The 21,671-nt window shown below is 72.9% G+C and carries 16 protein-coding genes; 9 read left to right on the top strand and 7 right to left on the bottom strand.

The window, feature by feature from the left end; all coding sequences use genetic code 11:
* The first annotated feature begins 34 nt into the window (after positions 1 to 34).
* The 4 genes from DB32_RS15440 to DB32_RS15425 are packed head-to-tail and all read left to right on the top strand — an operon-like array spanning position 35 to position 4,347.
* Positions 35 to 727 carry a response regulator transcription factor gene (locus DB32_RS15440; RefSeq protein ID WP_053233228.1) on the top strand — a complete coding sequence of 231 codons (693 nt, stop codon included), beginning with the start codon at positions 35 to 37 and terminating at the stop codon, positions 725 to 727.
* Between the two features lie 18 nt (positions 728 to 745).
* Positions 746 to 1,135, top strand: coding sequence for a RidA family protein (locus DB32_RS15435; protein ID WP_053233227.1), 390 nt, complete (start codon positions 746 to 748; stop codon positions 1,133 to 1,135).
* A gap of 54 nt (positions 1,136 to 1,189) precedes the next feature.
* Positions 1,190 to 3,268, top strand: a complete 2,079-nt coding sequence (locus tag DB32_RS15430) for a beta-galactosidase (protein ID WP_083457408.1) — start codon at positions 1,190 to 1,192, stop codon at positions 3,266 to 3,268.
* Positions 3,265 to 4,347: a hypothetical protein gene (locus tag DB32_RS15425; protein WP_053233225.1), complete on the top strand. Its 1,083-nt coding sequence runs from the start codon at positions 3,265 to 3,267 to the stop codon at positions 4,345 to 4,347. The genes DB32_RS15430 and DB32_RS15425 overlap by 4 nt, the downstream gene beginning before the upstream one ends.
* Before the next feature lie 7 nt (positions 4,348 to 4,354).
* On the opposite strand, the gene DB32_RS15420 is transcribed toward DB32_RS15425, so the two are convergent.
* Together DB32_RS15420 and DB32_RS48255 are read right to left on the bottom strand one after the other, a co-directional pair.
* The gene (locus DB32_RS15420) at positions 4,355 to 5,758 is read right to left on the bottom strand and encodes a serine/threonine-protein kinase (RefSeq protein WP_053233224.1); all 1,404 of its coding nucleotides are present in this window, start codon (positions 5,756 to 5,758) and stop codon (positions 4,355 to 4,357) included.
* Positions 5,755 to 6,612 (bottom strand): FHA domain-containing protein, encoded by an 858-nt coding sequence (locus DB32_RS48255; protein ID WP_169791458.1) that lies wholly within the window; start codon positions 6,610 to 6,612, stop codon positions 5,755 to 5,757. Before DB32_RS48255 ends, DB32_RS15420 begins: the two co-directional genes overlap by 4 nt.
* Positions 6,613 to 6,695: 83 nt before the next feature.
* Between DB32_RS48255 and DB32_RS48250 the strand changes: the two genes are divergently transcribed.
* Both DB32_RS48250 and DB32_RS48245 read left to right on the top strand, forming a co-directional pair.
* Positions 6,696 to 7,430, top strand: coding sequence for a hypothetical protein (locus DB32_RS48250; protein WP_169791457.1), 735 nt, complete (start codon positions 6,696 to 6,698; stop codon positions 7,428 to 7,430).
* A complete protein-coding gene (locus tag DB32_RS48245; protein ID WP_053233221.1) occupies positions 7,427 to 9,925 on the top strand; it encodes a hypothetical protein in 2,499 nt (832 codons plus the stop codon). Before DB32_RS48250 ends, DB32_RS48245 begins: the two co-directional genes overlap by 4 nt.
* A gap of 37 nt (positions 9,926 to 9,962) precedes the next feature.
* On the opposite strand, the gene DB32_RS15400 is transcribed toward DB32_RS48245, so the two are convergent.
* Genes DB32_RS15400 through DB32_RS15390 form a run of 3 tightly spaced genes read right to left on the bottom strand, consistent with a single transcriptional unit; the run spans position 9,963 to position 13,790 of the window.
* A complete protein-coding gene (locus tag DB32_RS15400; protein ID WP_157069066.1) occupies positions 9,963 to 10,439 on the bottom strand; it encodes a serine/threonine protein kinase in 477 nt (158 codons plus the stop codon).
* Between the two features lie 8 nt (positions 10,440 to 10,447).
* Entirely contained in the window at positions 10,448 to 11,464 is a 1,017-nt protein-coding gene (locus tag DB32_RS15395; protein WP_083457407.1) for a DUF4349 domain-containing protein, read from the bottom strand.
* Between the two features lie 22 nt (positions 11,465 to 11,486).
* On the bottom strand, positions 11,487 to 13,790 hold the full coding sequence (locus DB32_RS15390; protein ID WP_053233218.1) for a VIT domain-containing protein: 2,304 nt from the start codon (positions 13,788 to 13,790) through the stop codon (positions 11,487 to 11,489).
* A gap of 244 nt (positions 13,791 to 14,034) precedes the next feature.
* Here DB32_RS15390 and lexA point away from each other — a divergent pair, with 244 nt between their 5' ends.
* On the top strand, positions 14,035 to 14,757 hold the full coding sequence (lexA, locus tag DB32_RS15385; RefSeq protein ID WP_053233217.1) for a transcriptional repressor LexA: 723 nt from the start codon (positions 14,035 to 14,037) through the stop codon (positions 14,755 to 14,757).
* 17 nt (positions 14,758 to 14,774) lie between these two features.
* Here lexA and DB32_RS15380 read toward each other — a convergent pair whose 3' ends face one another.
* Together DB32_RS15380 and DB32_RS15375 are read right to left on the bottom strand one after the other, a co-directional pair.
* Positions 14,775 to 16,703, bottom strand: coding sequence for a lysophospholipid acyltransferase family protein (locus DB32_RS15380; protein WP_053233216.1), 1,929 nt, complete (start codon positions 16,701 to 16,703; stop codon positions 14,775 to 14,777).
* The gene (locus DB32_RS15375) at positions 16,700 to 17,785 is read right to left on the bottom strand and encodes an NAD-dependent epimerase/dehydratase family protein (RefSeq protein ID WP_053233215.1); all 1,086 of its coding nucleotides are present in this window, start codon (positions 17,783 to 17,785) and stop codon (positions 16,700 to 16,702) included. Before DB32_RS15375 ends, DB32_RS15380 begins: the two co-directional genes overlap by 4 nt.
* Positions 17,786 to 17,865: 80 nt before the next feature.
* Between DB32_RS15375 and DB32_RS48240 the strand changes: the two genes are divergently transcribed.
* Complete coding sequence (locus tag DB32_RS48240; protein WP_053233214.1) at positions 17,866 to 19,605, top strand: hypothetical protein; 1,740 nt, start codon at positions 17,866 to 17,868, stop codon at positions 19,603 to 19,605.
* Position 19,606: 1 nt separating this feature from the next.
* Positions 19,607 to 21,616 (top strand): TonB-dependent receptor plug domain-containing protein, encoded by a 2,010-nt coding sequence (locus tag DB32_RS15365; protein WP_053233213.1) that lies wholly within the window; start codon positions 19,607 to 19,609, stop codon positions 21,614 to 21,616.
* Positions 21,617 to 21,671: the final 55 nt, after the last annotated feature.

The following is a 21,671-nucleotide window of genomic DNA, read 5'->3' as shown; positions in this document are numbered from 1 at the left end:
TCGCGCAGGGCGAGGTGCTATCTTCGGCCGACCGATGGCGACCCCCGAGCGACGCATCTTGCTCGTCGAGGACGACCCGGCGATCGCGCTCGGGCTCGTCGACTCGCTCGAGTTCGAGGGCTTCGCGGTCACCCATGCGCGCACGGGGCAGGAGGGCATCCAGCTCGCGCGCAGCGAGCACCCGGACTGCATCATCCTCGACCTGATGCTGCCCGACACGAACGGCTATCGCGTGTGCGAGCAGATCCGCGCGCACGACACGCTGGTGCCGATCCTCATGCTCACGGCGCGCTCGCAGGAGGCGGACAAGATCCGCGGGCTCGATGCCGGCGCGGACGACTACGTCACGAAGCCGTTCAGCGTCGGCGAGCTCGTCGCGCGCATCCGCGCGATCTTCCGGCGCACCACGCGCGCGCAGATCACGGAGGCGCCGATCCGCATCGGCACGGCGTCGATCGATCCGGCGGCGCAGACGATGAAGCGCGGGCGCGAGACGACGTCGCTCTCGTTCTACGAAGTGCAGCTGCTCAAGTACTTGTTCGAGCGCGCGGGCCAGGTCGTCAGCCGCGAGGAGCTGCTCGACAAGGTGTGGGGCGTCGAGGGGACCCCGACGAACCGCACGATCGACAACTTCATCGTGAAGCTGCGCAAGAAGATCGAGCCGAACCCCGAGAAGCCGGCGCACATCCTCACGGTGTACGGGCTGGGCTACAAGCTCGTCGTGTGATCGGCTAGAAGCTCGCGCATGGCGAAGCGCGACGTTCTCTCCAGCGAGCATGCACCGAAGGCGATCGGCCCCTATTCGCAGGGCATCCGGTGCGGACAGATGGTCTTCTTCTCGGGGCAGATCCCCCTCGATGCGAACGGCGAGTTCGTCGGCCAGGGCGACGTGCGCGCGCAGATCGAGCAGGTGATGAAGAACGTGGACGCGCTGCTGAAGAGCGCGGGCCTCGGCTTCGACGACGTGGTGAAGGCGACGATCTTCCTCGTCGACCTCGCGGACTTCGCGACGGTGAACGAGGTCTACGCGAAGCGCTTCGAGGGGATCGCGCCGCCGGCACGATCGACGGTGCAGGTCGCGGCGCTGCCCCGAGGCGCGAGGGTCGAGGTCGAGATCATCGCGATCGCGGGCTGAGGGCCGCACGGCCGCGCTGGCCTCCGCGGCCAACCCGACTATCCTCCGCCCCCGATGAAACCCAAGCGGCCTGCGGCCCGCCCTGCTACGCGGGCTCGCGCCGTCCGTCGCGTCGGCGGCGTTCGCCTCGAGGACGGAGCGCTGCGCATCGCGGATCGCAGCGTCCCGCTGCTCTGCGGCGCCGTGCACTACTGGCGCCTCGAGCGCGAGTCGTGGCGCGCCGCGCTCTCCGAGACGCGCGCGCTCGGGATCCCGATCGTCGAGACCTACGTGCCCTGGCAGGTGCACGAGCTCGCGCCCGGCGACTACGACTTCGGTCAGCGCGATCCGCGCAAGGACGTCGGCGCGTTCCTCGATCTCGCGGCCGACCTCGGGCTCTACGCGTTCGTGCGACCGGGGCCGCACATCAATTCCGAGATGACGTGGTTCGGGCTTCCCGAGCGCATCGTCTACGACAAGTCGATCCAGGCGCGCTCGCCGAAGCAGAGCCCCGTCGTGCTCGGCTTCCCGCCGCGCATGTTCCCGGTGCCGTCGTACGCGAGCGAGCAGTACCACCTCGAGTCGCAGCGCTGGCTCGAGGCCGCCGCCGCGCAGCTCGCGCCGCGCCTCTGGCCGCAGGGCCCGATCGTGCTGCTGCAGGTCGACAACGAGGCGACCTACTGGTTCCGCGACTCCGCGTACGACCAGGACTATCACCCCGACGCGATCGCGGGCTGGCGCGCGTGGCTCGCGCAGCGCTACGGCACGCCGTACGAGGCCGGTCGCGCGCACCGTCGCGAGTACGCCGCGTGGGACGACGTCGTCGCGCCCGAGCGCTTCGACGCGGAGACGCCCGAGCAGCTCGCGCTGCACCTCGACTGGGGCGCGTGGCGCGAGGAGCTGATCACGCGCGCGCTCGTGCGCTTCAAGGGCGCGATGGCGACCGCGGGCCTCAAGGGCGTGCCGACCGTCCACAACCTGCCGCTCGGCGAGCAGGCTGCGCCGGTGAGCACGCCGCGCATCGAGGAGATCGTCGACCTCGTCGGGCTCGACTACTACCACGCGCGCCGCGAGCACCGGACGATCAAGCGCCGGACGCTCTTCCTCGCGGGCAGCTCGCGCCTTCCCTTCGCGCCAGAGATGGGCGTGGGCGCGCCGCCGTGGTTCACGCCGCTCACCCACGAGGACTCGCTCTTCTGCGCGATGAGCGCGTGCGCGTACGGCCTGCGCGGGATGAGCCTCTACATGACCGTCGATCGCGATCGCTGGTACGGCGCGCCGATCGACGCGACGGGCAATCCGCGGCTCGAGGCGGGCGCGTGGAAGAGCTTCCTGCACGCGCTCACGAGCATCGGGTTCCATCGCCTCCAGCGGCGCGTCGAGGTGGGGCTCGCGCTGCCGCGCGAGTACTCGCGCCTGTCGCGCGCGACGCACCTCATGGGCGTGCTCTCGCCGATCACGCTCGAGGCGATCGGTGGCTCGCCGGTCGAGGCGTGCAGCGAGGAGCCGCTCGGCTTCGCGGGGCCGATCCAGGTGCTCTGGTGGACGATGATCGCGCGCTTCGCAGAGGCGCTCACCGCCGCGGGCGTGCCGTACGTCTACGTCGACGGAGATGCGCCCGAGGAGCGCTACGACGGCCTTCGCGTCGTGATCGCGCCCACGTACGAGTTCGCATCGGTCGCGCGCTGGTCGCGGCTCTGCGACTTCGCGTCCGAGGGCGGCACCGTCGTGTTCGGCCCCGCGATGCCGACGCTCGACGACACGATGCGCGCGCGCCCGTTCGAGGTGCCGCGCCACGGGCGCAAGGTGCTGATCGATCGCCCCGAGGACGCCGACGAGGTGGTGCGCACGCTGGTGCACGACCTCGGGCTCGAGACACCGTTCCGCGCGTCGCCCGCGCCGGTCGAGACGACGGTGCACGAGGACGAGGGCGGCCCGCGCGTGCTCTTCGTGATCAACCCCGCGCCCGAGCGCATCGAGGCGATCGTCGAGCTGCCCTACGCGATCGCGTTCGAGGACTCGGCGTCGGGAGACCGCTTCGCGGGGGATCGCTCGATCACGGTGCCGATGGCGCCGCACGCGTGCCGCATGCTCGTCGTGCGGCGGAGCGCGCAGGAAGAAGGCGCGCAGGCGACCGCCGGGAGGGTCTCGTGATCGCGGCGGACCTGCGGGTCGAGGGGTTCGACGCGCGCTCGTGGACGAACCTGATCTCGCTCTTCGCGCCGGGCGTGGTGACGCGCATCCAGCGCGAGCCCGCGCCGAGCGACGCGCCCGAGCTCGACACCAAGGAGGCCGAAGACGCTGGGCTTTCTGAACAGCGCAGCACCGGGTCGCTCGTCATCGTGATCTCGGAGACCGGGCGGGTGCGCAAGGCGTTCCACTCGCAGCGCGGGCGCATCCGCGATCTCGCGCAGGCGAGCCCGAGCGAGCTCCCGATGATCACCGAGCGATATCGCGCGCGCCGTGCGCTGCTGATGCGCGAGGGCGCGATCGAGGAGATCGCGGAGCGCGTCGCGGTGCGCCTCGAGCGCGGCGACGACTACGTCGCGCAGTGGCTCGTGGTGGCGCGCACGATCCGCGAGGTGATCGACGCCGGGATGATCCACGTGTGGCCGCGTCCGCTCGCGGGCGTACCGATCCCGACCGCGGGCATGGTGCGTCGCGCGCTCGACACCGTGCTCCCCGACGATCGCGCGCTCGTGATGGTGATCTGGAGCGGCAGCACGCCGTGGACGGGCGTGGTGCTGCGGCGCCGGCGCGGCGAGATCGATCTCGTCGCGGGGCCCGATCTGATCGCGCGCTGGAGCGGGCCGCTCGGCGGTGACTGGCGGCGCGATCATCGCTTCGTGAGCGAGGGAATCGCGCGCGCCGTCGCGCCCGTGCACCTCGGGATCTATGCCGAGATCGGGTCGATCCGCAGGCTGCTGCGGAGCGCGGAGCCGGGCGCGTGGGCACGCGCGGTCGCGGTGCGCGACGTGATCGTGAGCCCGACGCCGCCGTACGTCGCGGTGGCGATCGGCGCCGATGCGGCGCGCGCGGTGGCGCAGCGGACGACGACGTGGCTCGGCGGGATCGACGCGCTCGCGTCGCTCGCGCCGGCGGTGACGTACGTGCGCGGCCGGATCTCGGAGATCGCGAGCGTGACCCAGACGCTCGGGTTCGATCCGCTGAAGCTTCTCGCCGGGTCGCTCGCTCGCTCGGAAGACGGCGACGAGAAGAACGACGAGCGCTGACGATCCGCTAGAAGTCGAGCTCGCGGCGGATCGTCGGCTCGGACGGCGTGCTCGGATCCGGCTCCTCGCCGTCGCGGGTCGCGCGACGCGCGCGGCGTCGCGGCCGGCGCGTGCTGCGCTCGGGCAGCGCCTCGTCGGTGCTCTCGGCCTCGCTCGCTTCGCCGTCGTCACCCTCTGCGGCAGCCGCGGCCTCCTCGGGCCCGGTGCTGGGCACCGCGGTCGACGGCGACGGCTCGGCGGCCTGCATCGCCGCGCTCGGCGGCGCGTCGTCGCCCGCGGCGCGCTCCTCGCCGCCCTGCATCGCGAGCCACATCGCGCCCGCACCGACGACGACGAGCAGCACGACGGCCATGACCGTCCACCGCGTGCGCGCCCGGGGCCCCTCGGGCGGCGCGAGCGTCTCGGCGAGCGTCTCGCCGCTGCGCGTGACCCCGCTCGCCGCGACCGTCGCGACCGCCCTCGCCTGCAGCCCGCTCACCCGCGAGTCGCGCGGCACCGCGGAGCTTCGCCCGGTCACGTCGGGCCCGCGCCCCACGGCGTCGAGCAGCGCGCGCCGCATCTCGCGCGCCGAGTCGAACCGCGCCTCGGGCATCGGCGACATCGCGCGCGCGATCACCGCGCAGATCTCCGGGATGTCGGGCCGCATCGAGAGCAGCGGCGCAGGCGTGCCGTGCGCGACGAGCTCCACGACCTTCTGCGGGTCGGGATCCTCGAAGGGCAGCACGCCCGAGAGCATCTCGTAGAGCACCACGCCGACCGCGTAGAGATCGGAGCGCGCGTCGAGCGGCTCTCCGAACGCCTGCTCCGGCGACATGTACTCGGGCGTGCCGACCACCACGCGATCCGACTCGGTCGCGATCTCGTCCGCGCCCTGCGAGATCCCGAAGTCGAGCAGGCGCGCGAACACGCCGTCGACCTCGTCGTGCGTGAGGAACACGTTCCCCGGCTTCAGATCGCGATGGACGATCCCCGCGCGGTGCACCGCGTCGAGCCCGCTGAGGAGCTGCGCGGCGATCTCGATCACCTCGTCGACCGGCACCGGCCCGCGACCGAGGCGCTGGTCGAGGGTCTCGCCCTCGAGCAGCTCCATGACCATGTAGGGCTCGCCGTTGCGGCTCGTGCCGAAGTCGATGATGTCGACGACGTGCCGGTGCCGGACCGACGCCGCGACCTTCGCCTCGCGCAAGAAGCGCTCGTTGCGCTCCTCGGGCGTCGCGCCCCACGCGTCGACGAACTTCACGGCGACGGGCCGGTTCAGCGTCACGTGCGTCGCGCGCCACACGCGCGCCATGCCGCCGCGCGCGATCGCCTCGTCGAGCCGGTATTTGCCGCCGAGGATGACGCCGGGGACGCCCACCGGCGCGCGCTCGACCTCGCTCGGCCGGATCGCGTGGATCGTCGAGCGCGTCACGCCTTGCCCTTGCCCACGCGTCGGGTCAGCGCGGCGATGCGGCGCAGCCGCACTTGCTCCTGCGGCGAGAGCGTCGCGCCGCGCGCGCCCATCGCGGCGAGGTACGTGTCGAGCCCCTGCGAGCTCGCGCGCTCGAGGTGCGGGAGCGCGTTCTGGATCGCGTCGATGCTCGCGCCGTCGATCACGAGCCGCCGCCCGGTGTGGATCTGGAAGACACGATCGAAGAAGCGCATGTCGCCCGTGCGCTCCGAGAGCGCGAGCAGCAGCTCGACGACGCGACCGAGCTCGCCTGGCATCAGCGCCTCGGACGGATCGCCGTAGCGCGCGATCACCGCGTCCATCGCGACGACCGCAGCGGAGAGATCGTCGTCCGCGAGCGCCTGCGCGATGGTGTCGAGCGGGGTCACGATCGCGCGCTGTGCGCGCGGCGTCGGACGCGTCGCGGACGCCGTACGCATCGAGCCGCGGGTCGTCGGAGCGTTGCTGCGATGCTCTCTCCGCTGGTCGACCACGAGGAACACGTGCGCGCCGATCTGCACGCGATCTCGATGGCCGAGCGCCCTGACGCCCTTCACCGGCACGTCGTTGACGCGCACGCCGTTGAGGCTCTCGAGATCGACGATCTCGAGCTCGTCGTCACCGTGACAGCGGAACGCCGCGTGACGCCGCGACACCAGACGATCGTCGAGCGCCACGTCGGCGACGGTCGCATCCCGTCCTACCACCAGCTCTCCCCCCGCGGGCAGCGCGATCTCACGATCCTGCAGTCGCAGCCGGAATCGAGCCATGACGCGGTCTTGCAATCTAATCGCAACCAGCGAAGATCGAAAGCGTGGTGACACCCCGTTGGGCACGCCTCGGTGTGGGAGGCGTGTGGCTGGCGGCCGCGCTCGCGATCGCGGTCCCTCGATCGAGCGCTGCCGCGCAGGATGCCTCGGTGCGAGACACCGCCGCGGCGAGAGCGCTCTTCCAGGAAGGCGTCGCGTGCGCGGACCGCAGCGACTGGACGTGCGCCGCCGATCGGTTCGCGCGCGCCCACGAGCTCCGAGCGTCCGCGGTGATCGCGTACAACCTCGGGCACGCGCTCGTCGAGTCGGGACGGCTCGTCGAGGGCACCGAGATCCTGCGCCGCCTGGTGCGCGACGAGAGCGTGGCCGCGAACGTGCGCGCCGATGCAGCGCGCGTGATCCGCGACGCGGAGCCGCGGATCGGACGGCTCGCCGTGCACCTGCGCGGGCCGCACGAGGACGTGGAGGTGGCGCTGGGCACGCACGAGCTGGCGTCGTCGCTGCTCGGCACCGCGGCGCCCGTCGATCCGGGCGAGCACGTGCTCGAGGCGCGGCGCGACGGCGAGATCGTCGCGAGCGCGCGCGTGCACATCGATCCCGGCGCGACCGAGGAGATCGAGCTCGAGATCCCGGCGCGCCCCGCGCGTGCCACGGCGAGCGCGATCGCCCCCGAGGCCGCGGCCCAGACCGCGTTCGACGCGACCGGCGCGCGCGACGTCGCGCCGAGCGAGGGCGGCGACGACGGAACGTGGATCGCGCTCGGCGTCGCGGGCGGCGTGCTCGTCGTCGCGGCGGCGGTGGTGGTCGGCGTCGTGCTCGCGGCGCCCGCGCAGGAGCCCGCGCCCTTCGACGGAACCCTCGGCTGGGTGGAGATCGGACGATGACGCGCGCGCTCCCGCTCGCGACCGCGGCGCTCGCCGCGGTGATGCTCGTCGCATGCAACGAGCGCCCGCTCACGCAGCTGATCGTCGTCGCCGACACCGACCTCGCGATCCCCGCGGAGGCGACCTCGGTCGAGATCGAGGTGCTCGCGCCCGACGGCACGATGCAGCGGGTCGCGGGAGAGCTCTCGGGCGACGCGGCGATCACGATCCCCGCGACGCTCGGCGTCGTGCACCGCGGCGGCGCGCTCGGCCCGGTCGCGGTGACCGCGCGAGCGCTGCACGAGGGGACCGCGATCGTCGAGCGTCGCGCGCGCGCGTTCATGGTCACGGGCCAGACGCTGGTGCTCACGCTCCATCTCGAGCGCGCGTGCGCGGGCGTGTCGTGCGCGGGCGACACGACGTGCGAGCACGGCACGTGTCGCGCGGTGCTCGTCGACGCGACCGAGCTCCAGGACTACGACGGAACCATCCCGCGGCTCGATGCCGACGGCAGCACGGGCGACGGCTGCCTTTCGGTCGAGCTCTGCAACGGCATCGACGACGACTGCGACGAGCGCATCGACGAGGGCATCGATCTGCAGACGAACGCGGCGCACTGCGGCGCGTGTGATCGCCGCTGCCCGTCGTTCGGCAACTCGACGCCCGCGTGCGTCGACGGACAGTGCGGCATCGCGTGCAGCGAGGGCTTCGGCAACTGCGACGGCGAGGTGCGGACGGGCTGCGAGACGCCGCTCGACTCGCTGACGATGTGCGGCGAGTGCGGCCGCGAGTGCACCGTCGAGCACGGCACGCCCGACTGCTTCGGCACGGTGTGCGCCGTGCAGTCGTGCGCGCCCGGCTTCCGCGACTGCGACGATCGCGTCGAGACCGGGTGCGAGCAGCGCCTCGACGATCTCGCGCACTGCGGCGCGTGCGAGGCGCGCTGCGAGCCGGCCAACGCCGCGCCGAGCTGCGCCGGCGGCACGTGCGGGTTCATCGCGTGCGCGAGCGGGTTCGCGAGCTGCGACGGCATCGCCTCGAACGGATGCGAGGCGCCGATCGACACCGTGACCGACTGCGGCGGCTGCGACGTCGAGTGCCCGATCCCGGCGAACGGGAGCCCGGCGTGCGTCGCCGGACGCTGTGCGATCGGCGCGTGCGAGAGCGGCTGGGGCGACTGCAACGGCATGCTGAGCGACGGCTGCGAGACGCCGCTCGACACGCTCGCGGACTGCGGGACGTGCGGGCGTGCCTGCGCGCTGGCGCACGCGAGCGAGACGTGCAGCACCGGCACCTGCGAGATCGTCGCGTGCGATCCGGGCTGGGGCGAGTGCGACGCGAGCATCCCGGGATGCGAGACGAGCCTCGAGACCGCGAGCCACTGCGGCGCGTGCGACGTCGCGTGCGTCGCGCCGACGCCGCTCTGCAGCGAGGTGGGCGGTGCGCGCGCGTGCCGCAGCGCGTGCGGCGCGGGCGAGACGCTCTGCGGCACCGAGTGCGCGGATCTCGCGACGAGCCTCGATCACTGCGGCGCATGCGGTCGCGCGTGCGCGCCCCCGCATGCCACCGCGCAGTGCGCGACGGGCACGTGCGGCATCGCGGCGTGCGATCCCGGCTGGGACGACTGCGACGGCGTCGTCGAGAACGGCTGCGAGACGCCGCTCGACACGCTGACCGACTGCGGCGCGTGCCACGAGCTCTGTGATCTGCCCGGCGCGAACGAGACCTGCGCCGGCGGTCGCTGCGCGATCTCGACGTGCGACCCCGGCACCGCCGACTGCGACGGCACGACGAGCACCGGCTGCGAGACGCGCATCGACACGCTGACCGACTGCGGCGGATGCGGCGTCGCGTGCGCGCTCCCGAACGCGGCGGAGTCGTGCGCGACCGGCACGTGCACGCTCGGCGCGTGCGAGCCCGGATGGGGCGACTGCAACGGCATGGCGAGCGACGGCTGCGAGACCGCGCTCGACACGCTCACGAGCTGCGGCGAGTGCCGCGCCTCGTGCGACCTGCTGCACGCGAGCGAGACGTGCGCGAGCGGCACGTGCACGATGATCGCGTGCGACCCCGAGTGGGGCGACTGCGACGCGGCGATGCCCGGGTGCGAGCAGAGCCTGCGCACGCTCGCGCACTGCGGCGCGTGCAACGCGGCGTGCGGCCCCTTCCCCAACGCGACCGCGACGTGCGCGAGCGGCGCGTGCGGGATGGCGTGCAACGCGCTCTACGGCGACTGCGATCCGGCGATGGCGGGCTGCGAGACGCGCCTCGACACGCTCACGAGCTGCGGCGCGTGCGGCGCGCGATGCACGGTGGGCCCCGACGCGATGCCGACCTGCAGCACCGGGACGTGCGCGATCGCGATGTGCACGCGCCCCGATCGTCGCGACTGCAACGGGCGCATCGACGACGGGTGCGAGACGCGCATCCTCGACAGCGAGAGCCACTGCGGCGCGTGTGGCGTGCGATGTGGCCGCGACGAGCGCTGCCGCATGGGGCGCTGCGTGGACGACTGACGATCGTTCGGCGGCGCCGAACGATCGTCGTCGCGCTTCACTGGATCCGAATGCTCGAGATCGCGCGGCGCACGTCCTCGACCTCCTCGTCGAAGACCTCGCGACGCCCGCCGGCCTCGACCACGGTCACGCGACCGGGCCGCACGAACACCGTGATCCAGTACGCGTAGGGGCGGCCGTTCTCGTCGCGACCGAAGCGCATCTGGTGCCCGGTGTCGCCGCTCGCGGCGCGGATGTCTTCCTCCTCGAGCAGCGCGTAGCCGCCGGCGCGTCGCAGGCGGTTGCGGATGGCCTCGACCCAGAAGTCGCGGGTGCCGCGGCGCGGATCGTCGATCTCGCGCACCGCGATCACGACTCCGTCGGCGGTGGTCGCGCGCATCGCGTAGCCGCGCTGCTGCTGCACGCCTTCGTCGAGCGAGACGAAGTCGTCGGGCGTGTCGATGCCGAAGTGCGGGCCACACGCGCCGAGCGCGAGCGAGAGCGCGAGCAGGAACGTCCTCGTCGTCGTGGTCATCGATCGCCTCATCGCAGGTCCAGGAGGGTCGCGAGGCCGAGCTGATCGAGCCACGCGAAGGGAAGCTGGAAGATGTCGGGCTGGCCCACGAGCTCGCGCGGGCGCGACCGGAAGAGCACGGTGATCGTCGAGAACGCGATGCGATCCGCGAGGAAGCGCTGGCGGCCGCGCAGGCGCTCGAGCTCCTCGGTGATGCGCTGCAGCTGCTGCTCGACCTGCAGCGCGTCCTCGACGGTCTGCGCCTGCGCGAGCAGCGTCTCGACGCGACGGCGCATCGCCTCGAGGTTGCGGATGCGGATGTCGACGTCGTGGAACTCCTCGCTCACGTCCTGCGCCTGCACCTCGCGGTGCTCGACGTCGCCCGCTTGCTCGACGTGCTCGATCAGCGCGTGGAAGCGCGGCGCGGGCACGCGCACCACGAGGCGATCGTCGGCCTGCGTGAACACGAACCCGCCGAGCTCGCGCGCCGCGGCGACGATGCGCTCCTGGCTCTCCGCGACCTCGTAGACCGCGAGGTGCATGACCGCGGTGTAGATGAGCAGCGGGCCCGAGGTGTCGACGGCGTCGGTCGCGGTCTGCGCGGCTTGCGCCTGGGCCTGCTCGCGCGGCGTGGTGCTCGCGGTCGGCGGCGTCGGACGCGGGGCCGCCTGCGCGATCATCGGCCGCTCTTCGGTGCGCGCCGCCGCGACGTGATCGGACGAGGGCTGCGCGGCGGGCGCACGGCGCGCGGTGGCCGACTGCGCGTGGACCTCGATCGATCGCTCCTCGGGCTCACCCTCGTCCGACGACGCGACCGACGCGCCGGAGCTGTCCGTGCTGCCGTACGCGTCGAACGACGCCGCAGATCGTTCTCGCCAGACGTCGTCGTATCCGACCCCGCCGCCGCTGCCGTACGTCGTCGCCGTCGTGTCGGCCGAGCTCGCGTAGCCGCGGCTCGGCGCGCCGCATCCCGCGCCCATCGCGCCCGCGACCAGGAGCGCCGCCGCGGCTGCGAGTGGAGCGCCGCACCATCGTCTCTCTCTCATGCTCTTCCTCCCGCGCTCCGGCTCACTCCAGGAACGCGCTGACGTCGGTCTCGCTGATGCGCTCGGGCGCGCTCGGGTCGATCACGATCACGCGCGCAGCGTCGATCGCGATCGTCACGCGATCCCCGAGCGCGAGCGCCGGGCCGAGCTCGGGTCGTGCGCGCAGCAGCGCGAAGTAGCCCTCGCTGCCCCAGCGCATCCGCAGCTCGCGCCGCCCCGCGCGATAGCGCGAGTCGACCCACATCCCGTCGCGACGCACGAACGCGCGACCGAGCACGAACCGCGCGTCCTGCGCCGCGAGCGCCGCGGCCTGCTCCGCGCCACGCAGATCACGCAGGCGCGCCGAGAGACGACGGCCGCTCTCGCCGCGTCCGCCTTCGGGCGCCATCGACGCCGCGCCGCCGCCGCCGCCGCCGCCGCCGCCCGAGCTCGTCGTCTGGGGTGCGCGCGCGGCCGTCGCGTCGGCGAAGCGCTCGAAGTCGGCCTGCGCCTCGCTGACCGGTGCGGGCTCGTCCATCGGGCGCAGCGGGCGCGCGTCGGGCACCGGCGCGATGCCGCGGGGGATCTCCACGTCCTCCGCGACGAGATAGCTCGTGTACGGCGTGACCAGCCCGAACTGTCGCGCGAGGCGCACGACCTCCTCGCGCAGCTCGGGCCGCTCGCCGTTCAGACGGATCTCGTCGAGCAACGTCGCGACCTTCCGCGTCGCCCACACGCGCGGCAGGAAGTCGTTGCGCGTCTCGGCGCTCGGCATCGTGACCGGGAACTCGAGCCGCAGCGGCGTCGCGCCGCCGACACGTCCTTCGAGCACCACCTGCACGGCGCCCTCCCCGCGATACCGCCCGACCACGAGCAGCTGATCGCCGCGATAGAGGTGCCCGAGATCGCGCGGGTACACGTCGAACGCGGACGCGCCGGGCAGCGAGAGGTGAAGGTCCGCGAGCACCGGGTACGCGATGCGGTCGTACAACGTCGAGAGCCGCTGCTGGAGCTCGGCGCCGTCCTCGCCGCGCACGTAGTCCGACGTGCCGCCGCTGCCGACCGCGAGCGCGTCGAGGAACGTGGTGTTCACGTCGTCGCCGACGCCGAACACGAAGAGCCGCGTGCTCGCGCCCGTGGTCGCCGTGGTGCGCGCCGTCACCTCGCGCACGATCGTCGCAGGATCGGTCTCGCCGACGGTCGGCATGCCGTCGGTGAGGAACACGATCATGCGCGGAGTCGCGGTCGTGGGCGCGCGGGTGCGCAGCGCCTCGTCGAGCGCGCCGTGGATCGCGGTGCCGCCCGCGGCGACGAAGCGGCTCGCGAAGCGTCGCGCCGACGCGACGTTCGCCGGGGTCGCGGGCATCGACGCGCCGCGATCGAAGAGCAGCTCGACGTCGGTCGAGAAGCGCACGACCTGGAAGCGATCGTTCGGGCCGAGACGCGCGAGCATGTGATCGAGCGCGGCCCGGGCGCGCGCGATCTTGTCGCCGGTCATCGAGCCCGACGTGTCGAAGACGAAGATCACTTCCTTGCTCGCGAGCTCGTGCTCGGTGAGCGCGGTGCGCGGCGCGATCATCGCGAGGAAGTAGCCGTCGTCTCCGCCTGCGCGGTGCGACAGCAGCGAGAGCCCGACGTCTCCGTCCGCGACCGCGTAGTAGAGGTCGAAGTCCTGATCGAGCGCGACGCGATGGCCTTCGTAGGACGCGAGCGCGCGCTGGTCGCCCTCGCGCGCGATCGCGAGCGCGTGGGTCGGCGAGTAGACGGCGCGCACCGGCGTGCGCGAGACGATCTCCGCGGTGATCGTGAGGTCCTCGAGCGTGCGCGCCGCGCGCCCCGCGGTGCGCAGCGGATAGCGGTAGTGCACGACGCCGCCGTGGTACTCGAGCGTCTGCGTGAAGCGCAGCTCGATGCGCTGCTCGCTGTTCGGCGCGATCGGGAAGACGCGCGCGCGGAACAGGTTGCCGCCGATCTGCTCGACGAGGCCGGGATCGCGCATGCGCGCGACGATCTGCTCGTACACCGCGCGCGCCTGCGCCGACTCGAGGAGCTCGCCGCGCTGCGGCCGGCCGTCGACCCACATCGTGAAGCCGCTCACCGTCGCGCCCGGCGGGAGCGGGAAGACGTACGTCGCCTCGAGGGTCTCGCCCGACTGGTTGAGGAACACCTGCTCGACGCGCGTCTCCGCGATCCGCTCGCGCACGCTGATCGACACTCGGTGATGTCGGATCGCGAGGGGCTCGATCTCGGGGCGTGTCGGGAGCAGCACGCCGATCGCGTGGGCGCGTCCCTGCGCGGCGAACGTGACCAGGAGCGCGGCGAGCGAGGCGAGCAGCGATCGGCGCATGGACGGCCTCGGACGCGCGAGCGCGGCGCGCGATCTGACTCTCGTTCTCGAATTGCGTCGGGTGCGATGCGAAAATCGGCTCGCCCGCTCCGGCCCTCCCGTCCGCGTGCTCCGCACGCTCCCGTCCGGGCCTCCGCCAGCGAGCCCTCCGGTTGATGCGAAAATCTTGACGGGTGCACAGGCGTCACGTAATCGTTTGTCGCACCTGCCCAGGTGAACAGCGCGCGGGCAGTGGAGGCCCTCGATGAACAAGCTCACCGATCGTCAGCGGATGGTGCTCGAGTACATCTGCGAGTCGATCCAGGACCGCGGGTACCCGCCGACGCTTCGCGAGATCGGGCTGAAGCTCGGCATCCGCAGCACGAACGGCGTGAACGATCACCTCCGCGCGCTCGAGCGGAAGGGCTATCTCACGCGCGAGGACATGAAGTCGCGCACGCTGCGTCCGACCGACACGACGCTGCGCATCGTGGGACGTGGCGCGTCGAGCATCTCGAGCACGCGCGAGGAGCACGAGCTCGTCGACGTCGAGACGACGCGCGAGGCCGAGGCCGCGAACGACGACATGATCGAGATCCCGATCCTCGGTCGCGTCGCAGCGGGCCTCCCGATCGAGGCGATCGAGCACCACGGCGGCGACACGGTGCGCATCGATCGGATGCTGCTCGGGCGCGGTGCGCGCGGCGGTGACGTGTTCGGCCTGCGCATCCAGGGCGAGTCGATGATCGAGGCCGGCATCCACGACGGCGACTACGTCTTCGTGCGCAAGCAGGCGCAGGCCGCGCGCGGGACGATCGTGATCGCGATGGTCGGCGACGAAGCGACCTGCAAGTACTTCTACCCGGAGTCGACGCACATCCGGCTCGAGCCGGCGAACGCGTCGATCGCGCCAATCCTCGTGCCGAAGAGCGAGTGGCGCGAGACGCAGATCCTGGGCGTCGTCGTCGGCGTGTTCCGGAAGATCTGATCGGACGACCGGCGCAATCAGAACGGGCGCTCTCGGAGATCGAGGGCGCGACGCACGAGATCCTGCACCGCACCTCGGACGCGATCGTTGAGGTGCGCGACGGCGATCGGGTCGTCGGGGTCCGCGTCGTCGAGGTGGATCGGCTCGCCGCAGAGGATCACCCAGCGGCTCGGGAGCGGGACGAGCCCGACCGGGCCGAGCCACGGGAACGTGGGCGTGATCGGCAGGAACGGGAGGCCGACGAGGCGCGCGAGCGCGCCGGTGCGGAAGAGCAGCGGGTGCGCTTCCTCGCTGCCGACGATCGCGGTCGGGACGATCGGCGTGCGGGTGCGGAGCGCGAGCTTCACGTAGCCGCCGCGGCCGAATCGTTGGAGCTCATACCTTTTGCCGAAGGGCTTGCCGAGGCCCTTCTCGCCCTCGGGGAAGACCGCGACGAGCATGTCGCGCGCGAGCATGCGCTCCGCGTTCTCGGGGCACGCGCGCACGGCGCCGACGCGGTTCACGAACGCGCCCAGGAACGGCGCGTGCGCGACGAAGTCCTCGGCGAGCCAGCGCAGCTCGCGGCGCGACGGATGATCGAGGCGCATCGCGGTGCGCAGCATCAGGCCGTCCCACGGCAGCGCGCCGCCGTGGTTCGCGACGACGAGGCAGCGGCCGCTCTCGGGCACGTGATCGAGGCCGCGCGCGAGCACGCGGAACCAGCTGCGGTAGATGCGATCGAAGAGCGGCAGGAAGCGCGTTTCGTAGGTGCGATCGAGGCCGAGCTCGTCGATGTCGTCGCTCCGGTCGCGCAGGCCGAGGCGGCCCCACTGGCGCACGTAGTAGCCGGGGCGCAGGAGCTCGCGCGCGAGGCCGGGCGCGTCCGGCGTGTCGGTCGTCCCGCCGAGGTGCGCGGCGACCTGGGCGAAGGCCTCGACAGCGCGGCGGCGCGCGGCGCGATCGTCGGTGGAGGCTGCGTCGTCGAGGAAGCGATCGAGGGTCTGCTCGATCGCGTAGAGATCGTCTTCGACGGAGTCGCGGTCGGGGTCCGGGTTGGGCTCGGGCTGAGGGAGCGGAGACGGGTCGGGTGACGCGATCGCGGCGTCGGGGGTCGCGGGGATCGACTCGACGGTCGCGGCTTCTTCCTCTGCGCCCGCGAGCGGCGGCTGCGAGGCGCGCAGCGGCAGGGTCGCGCGAGCGGCCGGGCGGACGCGCTCCGGACGCGGCGCCGCGAGGGTGCCGGGCGAGCTCGGCTCGAGGCGCACCGGGGGCGCGGGCTGGGGCGTCGAGCGCGGAGCGCGGGTGTCCGCGTTGGGGATCGCGGGCGGGAGCGGGAGCGTGGAGCGACGTACCGAGGGGCGGGCGACGCGCTCGGTGGGCGTGGGCGCTTCGTTCGCGGGCTCGGGAACGGGCGGCGCGGGCTTCGGTGCGATGACGCGATCGTCGATGCGCGCAGGGCGAGCCGACGCGCGACGAGGCTTCGATACGTCCGCCGTCGACTCGCGCTCGGGCGCCGGGCGCTCGGGGCGCGTCGACTTGCGCCGGGGCGGCTCGCTCGCGGCGGAGCGCGAGGAGGTGCGACGAGCGTCGGGCGCGCTCGTCGTCGCGCGACCCGCGTCGCCCTCGCTCGAGGCGGGGCGCGCCGAGGCGCGGCGCTTCTCCGGCGCGTCCGCGGCGGGGCGCGTCGAGACGCGGCGCTTCTCGGGCGCGCTCTCCACAGGGCCCGAGATCGCAGGGCGCGACGATGCCGGGCGCGACGATGCCGGGCGCGACGATGCGCGACGCGCGCTCGGCGCGGCTTTCGACTCGGGCGAGATCGTGCGACGCACGGCGGGCTTCGCCTCCTGCGATGCGCGACGCACCTCCGGCTTCGCCTTCGAGGGCTTCTTCGTCTTCCCGCGCGCCTTCTGCTGCTTCGGGGCCACGAACGGCCGCCGCGGGCGCTCGAGCTCGTCGTCGTCGCTCACGCGATCGCCTCGCGGATCAGCCTCGCCTCGCGCAGGCGCAGCGCGCCGCCGAAGTCGAGCACGGCCTCGCGCGTCGTGTACGCGGGCTCGAAGCCCAGCGCGTCGCGCGCCTGCGTCGTGTCGGCGACGCAGAGATATCGCAGGTAGTCGACGAAGGGCGCGGGGGCCTCGTTCATGCCGCTCATCCACAGCAGCGCCGTCGCGCGACGCAGCAGCGGGCCCGGCAGCGGCGTCCCGATGCGCCCCGCGAGCTTGATGATCGTCGTGATCGGGAGGACGCCCTCCCCTGCGACGTTGAACGTGCCCGGCACGTCGACGTCGATCGCGGTCTTCAGCGCCGCGATCGCGTCGGCCTCGTGGAGCAGCTGCACGAGCGGATCGAACCCGAGCAGCGTCGGTACGAAGCGTCGCGAGAGCCACCGCGTCAGCCAGCTGCGCACCGTCGGACCGAGCACCGGCGCGAGCCGGACGATCGTCACGCGCGCGCCGGTCTCGCTCGCGAAGCGCGTGAGCTGCGCCTCCGCGTCGATCTTGTCGGAGAGGAATCGACAGCCCTCGATGCCGCGCAGCGACGCGCCCTCGAACAAGAAGTTCGGGTTCGATCGGTGCGGCCCGTAGAGCATCGTCTGCGACGCCGCGACGATGCGCGGAACGCCTGCTTCGCGAGCCGCCACGAGCAGGTGCATCGTGCCGACGCTCTCGAGCTCGTGCGCCCATCCTTCGGCGGTCGTCGGGCTCGACAGGAACGCGAGGTGGACGAGCACGTCGACCTGCTCGGCGCGCAGGATCTCGGAGGCGCGCGCAGCCGCGGTCGGCTGCGTGAGATCGACGCGGTACGAGCGCGTCTTGCGCCCCGCGGTGCGTGGTGTCGCGATGTCGAGCACCACGATGCGCGCGATCGTGTCGTCCTCCTCGAGCACGCCGATCAGGTTGCGCCCGAGGAACGAGCACGCGCCGGTGATCGCGACGGTGCGTCCACCACGCGGCGGGATCGCGCGCAGCGAGCCCCCGCGCGCGCCGCCGTGCGGGGCACCGCTGTCACGGCCGTGGGGCGGCATGCATTCGTGCGTGCCGAGCTGCACGCGGGGAGCCTAGGTTGCGCGCGTCGCGTGCGTCAACGAGTGCGATTCCCTCGGTCTGCTAGTCTGCGCGCCGTTCCCGGATGGTCTCGCGTCGCACCCCGCCGCCGCCCCCGTCGCACGCTCGCACCTGGGCCGCGATCGCGATCTGCGCCGCGGTCTACCTCTACGCGTTCCCGTACCAGCCCGAGGTCAACAACCCCAACGAGAACGTGCGGTTCTTCATGACCGCCGCGATCGTGGACGAGGGCACGTACGCGATCGACGCGATCCGCGCGCGCTGGGGCTGGGTGAACGACGCCGCGCTCTACGAAGGGCACGTCTACAGCGTGAAGGCGCCGGGCACGAGCCTCATGGGCGTGCCCGGGTACTGGCTCTATCGGCGCTGGTGCGATCTGCGCGAGGCGCCGCTCGATCGCACCACCGCGCTCTGGGTCGTGCGCATGACCGCGTCGGCGCTGCCGATGCTGGTGTTCCTCTTCTTCTTCCATCGCTGGTTGGCGCGACGTGGCGCGCCACCCGTGGTGCGCGACGGAGTGTTCCTCTCGGTCGCGCTCGGCTCGCTGCTGCTCGCGTACGCGACGATGTTCGTGTCGCACGCGACGAGCGCGGCCGCTGCGTTCGGCGCGTTCATGCTGCTCGAGCGCGCGCGTCACGCGCAGCGCATCTCGTTCGGCGGTGCGTGGCTCGCGGGGCTCCTCGCCGCGATGTGCACCGCGCTCGAGTATCCCGGCTTCGTCGCCACCGCGGTGCTGTGCGTCTACGCGCTGATCTGCGTGCGGCCGTGGCATCGACTGGTGCCCTTCGCGCTCGGCGCGATCCTGCCGACGCTCGCGGTGCTGCACTTCCACTGGCGCGCGTTCGGGGACCCGCTGACGCCCGGACACCGCTACCTCGAGCACGCTGCGTTCCGCGAGCTCGCGAACGAAGGCTTCTTCGGCGCGAGCGAGTTCTCGAGCGACGCGGCGGGCGGTCTGCTCTTCGATCTCGGCTACGGGCTCTTCCCGCTCACGCCGGTGCTGCTGCTCGCGTTCTTCGGGTTCCCGCGGCTGCTCGCGCGGCGTCGCACGCGCATCGACGCGATCGTCGCGCTCGCGATCCCGCTCGGCACGTGGGGCCTCATCTGCTTCATGAACAACTGGCGCGGCGGGTGGACCGTCGGGCCGCGCTATCTCGCGCTCGCGCTGCCCTTCGTCGCGTGGGGCGCGCTCGAGGGCGGGGCGTGGATGGCGCGCTCGCTCCCGCGCGTGACCGGTGCGCTCGTCGTCGGCGCGACCGGCGCGGCGTTCCTCGCGTCGGGCGGACCGAGCATCTACTACCCGCACCTGCCCGAAGCGTTCACGCGACCGGTGCCGCAGCTCGTGCGCTGGCTCGTGCGCCACGACTTCGCGCCGTACAACGCCGGGAGCTGGATCGCGCAGCAGCTCGGCGACGAGCTGTGGGGCACGCGCTCGATGGTGCCGCTCTTCGTGCTCGCGCTGCTCGCGCTCGTGTGGATCGCGTGGGCGCAGCGTCGCCTCACGGATCGACTGCTCGTACTGATCGGCGCGTCGTTCTTCGGGTCGACGTTCCTCGCGCCGATCGTCGCCGACGATCCGAACGCGACCGGCGCGCCCGACGCGCTCGCGTACGTGGTGCGGTTCTGGGAGCCCGAGGGCCACGACGTCGCGGCGCGCCTCGAGCAGCGCACCGAGAGCGGCGATGCGACGCCCGAGGACTGGGCGCGCCTCGTGCGCACCTACGAAGAAGAAGGTCGGCGCAGCGAGGCGCGCAGCGCCGAGCGGCGGGCGCGCAGCGCTGCGGGCCTCGGCGCGTCGCGCTGAGATGCGCGCAGCGTTCGCATGGTGCGCGCTCGTCGTCGTGCTCTGCGCGAGCGCGCCGGCGCGCGCACAATTCGGCGCGCGTGCCGAGATCGAGCGGCCGATCGCGGCGGGCAGCGAGCTCGATCCGACCTCGAGCGCGACGACGATCGAGCTCGAGGATCGTCCGCGCGCGCTCGAGACCACCGACGAGGTGCTGCTCGAGGTCCCGGGCGCGCGCCGACGTCGCAGCGCGGGGTACGGCGGGTTCACGTCGCTCTCGCTGCGCGGCGCCGAGGCCGAGCACACGACCGTGATGATCGGGGACGTGCCGCTCTCCACCGCGGACGGGAGCGCGGTCGATCTCTCGACGCTGCCGCCGTGGCTCTTCGAGCGCGTCGAGGTGCATCGCGGAGGCGCGCCGGTGTGGCTCGGCGCGGGCGCGATCGGTGGCGTGCTGCGGCTCGTTCCACGTCGCGCGCGCGGCACGCGCCTCGAGGCGGTGGGCGGTGGCGGCTCGTTCGATCTCGCGCAGGGCCGGCTCGGCGCGAGCGTCGACGGCGCGTCGTTCTCGTGGGCGACCACGCTCGGCCTCACGCACTCGGGCGGCGCGTACCCGATCACGATCGACACGCGACCGCTCGAGCCGGGCGGCATCGAGCCGCGCACCCAGACCAACGCGCAGCTCCTCGAGGGCGCGGGGCTGATGCACGCACGGCTGCGCGCCGGCGACGCGACGCTCTCGTTCATCGGCCTCGGGCTCGCACGCACGGGAGGAATCCCGCCGCCGGTCACGCGCTGGACGCCCACGTCGGCCGCGCGCCGCCGTCACCTGCGCACGCTGTTCGCGGTGGCGAGCGAGTGGCTCGAGGGAGGACGTCCTCCCGAGCAAGCCGATCTCGCGGCGTGGCGCCTCCAGCTCGTCGCGTCGATCGCGCTCGATCGGCGCTCGCTGAGCGATCCCTACGCGCAGTACGGACAAGTGCGTCGCGAGACCGATCAGACCGTGACGCGCTCGTCGCTGCGCGCGGCGGGCACGCTGCGTCTCGCGGAGTGGATCGACACCACGCTCGTCGTGATGGGCGCGCACGAGACCTTCGCGCCCGAGGACGCGCTCGCGCGCACCGCGCTCGGCTCGTCACGGCGCGACTCCGGCGTCGCCGCGCTCGAGGCGCGCGTGCACGGGCGCATCGATCGCACCATGCGCTGGGAGCTGCGGCCCTCGGCACGCATCGAGGTGATCGACTCCGCGCTCGCCGAGATCCGCGCCGGGAGCGAGCACCTGCGCACCTCGCGCCTCGACGCGCTGCCCACCGCGCGGCTCGGCGCGGCGCTCGAGCTGGTGCCCGGCATCGCGCTCGCGGGCTCGTTCTCGACCGGCGTGCGCGCGCCGTCGTTCGTCGATCTCTTCGGCGACGGCGCGCTGATCTCGGGCAACACCTCGCTGCGTCCCGAGGAGTCGACCGGCGGCGATCTCGGCGTGGTCGCACGGGGACGCATCGCGGGGCTCGAGGGCTTCGCGGAGCTGCGCGGGTTCGGGCTGTGGATGCGCGATCTGATCCGGTACGTGCGGACCGACGCGAACCAGTGGACGCCGCAGAACGTCGCCGAGGCGTGGACCGCGGGGATCGAAGCGAGCACGAACGTGCGCTTCGAGCGCGTCGTCGGGCTCGCGTCGGCGCTCACGTGGGTGGAGTCGCAGGATCGCTCGCTCGCGCGTGCCCTGCCCTTCCGGCCGCGCTTCACGGGCTACGCGCGCCTCGACGCGACGTTCGATCTGCCCGCGCCGCTCGCATCGGTGAGCGCGTGGATCGACGGTGAGTACGTCGGCGAGACGTACGACACGCCCGAGAACGACGTGCCGATCCCCGAGGTCGCGCGCTTCGGCGTGGGCGCGTCGCTCTCGATGTGGGAAGGCGCGCTGCGCGCGGACGTGATCGTGCGCGACGTGTTCGACGCGCGTGGACGCGACGCGCTGCTGCGCCCGCTCCCGGGGCGCTCGTTCGCGCTGCAGATCTCGGTCAGGACAGAGTGAGTCCATGCCGGAGTGCTCGTCCCGCGGGGCCGGACGGGAGCGCGCGGAGCGCGCG

This window comes from Sandaracinus amylolyticus, from assembly GCF_000737325.1.
GTDB lineage: Bacteria > Myxococcota_A > Polyangia > Polyangiales > Sandaracinaceae > Sandaracinus > Sandaracinus amylolyticus.
Note: the sequence above shows the minus strand (reverse complement) of the source record. Positions and strands in the feature narration are given on the sequence as shown.